General features: G+C 68.2%; 1 protein-coding gene. It reads left to right on the forward strand.

Annotated features, from left to right (window positions below):
• Positions 1 to 1548, forward strand: a 1548-nt coding sequence (locus tag A5704_RS25110; protein ID WP_231969335.1) for a condensation domain-containing protein, incomplete at both ends; no start/stop codon positions are given.

The following is a 1548-nucleotide window of genomic DNA, read 5'->3' on the forward strand; positions in this document are numbered from 1 at the left end:
CAGTCCGGCCAATTCGCCTTGCCAATAGCGCAACTGGCGAGCGATCACACTGTCCGGGTCGGACTCGTCTCCCAGCACTACCACCCCCCCACCACCCCCATCGAAGAACTCCTGACCACCATCTACACCGAAGTCCTCGGCCTCGACCGCATCAGCATCGACGACTCCTTCTTCGACCTCGGCGGCGACAGCATCCTGTCGATGCAGGTGGTCGCCCGCGCCCGCGCCGCGGGGCTGGCCTGCCGTGCCCGCGACATCTTCGTCGAGCAGACCGTGGCCCGCCTGGCCCGCATCCCCGGGATCAGCGAGGCCCGCGAACAACTCGTCGACGAAGGCATCGGGCCGATCACGCCTACCCCGATCATGCACTGGCTGTTCGACATTGACGGCCCGATCGATGAGTTCAACCAAACCATGGCGCTCCAGGTCCCGACCGGGGCCACCCACGCCGACCTGCTCGCCATCCTGCAGGCGCTGCTCGACCACCACCCCATGCTCAGACTGCGTGCCGACACCAACGCCCGGTCGTTGACCGTTGCCGACCCCGGCGCGGTCGGTGCCGGTGAGTGCCTACACACCGTCGAGGCGCTCACCGATCAGGTGCTGGCCCAGGCCCTGTCTCGGCTAAATCCCGCCGCCGGGGTGATGGTGAGTGCGTTGTGGGTGAGCACCACCGGCCAGTTGGTGTTGATCGTTCACCATCTGGTCGTGGATGCGGTGTCGTGGCGGATCCTGTTGGAAGACGTCAACATCGCGTGGACCCAGCACCGCGGCGGCCAGCCGATCGCCCTGCCCCCCGGCGGGACCTCGTTTCAGCGCTGGGCCGCGTTTCTGGACGAGCACGCCCACACCGCGGCGGTCATCGCACAGGCCGACACCTGGAACCACGTCGCGGCGACCGCGGCCGCGCTGCCCCCGCCACAGCCCGGCGACACCTACGCCAGCGCCGGGCACCTCACCGCCACCCTGGACACCGAGACCACCCGGGTGTTGCTCTCCGACGTCCCCGCGGCCTTCCACACCGGCATTCACGACATCCTGCTGATCGCCTACGCGCTGGCCTGGACCGAATTCCTCGGAGGGGGCGAACACCCCGTCTGCATCGACGTCGAAAGCCACGGCCGCCACGACGACCTGGCCCCCGACCTCGACCTCTCACGCACCGTGGGCTGGTTCACCACCAAATACCCCGCCACGCTCACCGTCGCCGGACCGGGCTGGCACCGTGTCGTCACCGGAGACCCGGCACTGGGCCCGATCATCAAGGCCGCCAAAGAACAAGTACGCGCCCTGCCCCACCCCGCCACCTACGGACTGCTGCGCTACCTCACCACCAACCTCACCGAACCCGAACCCACCATCGGATTCAACTACTTGGGACGTCTTGGCGGACAGGACATTCCCGAGGACCTGTGGCGGATCAGCCCGGACAGCCTGGTGGTCGCCGGCGATGCCGCCGCGTTGCCGATCTCGCTGTCGCACACGGCCGAGCTCAACGCCGCCACCATCGACACCGACACCGGCCCTCAGCTCAACGCCACCTGGACC

The sequence above is a fragment of the Mycobacterium sp. E735 genome, assembly GCF_001666955.1.
Taxonomy (GTDB): domain Bacteria; phylum Actinomycetota; class Actinomycetes; order Mycobacteriales; family Mycobacteriaceae; genus Mycobacterium.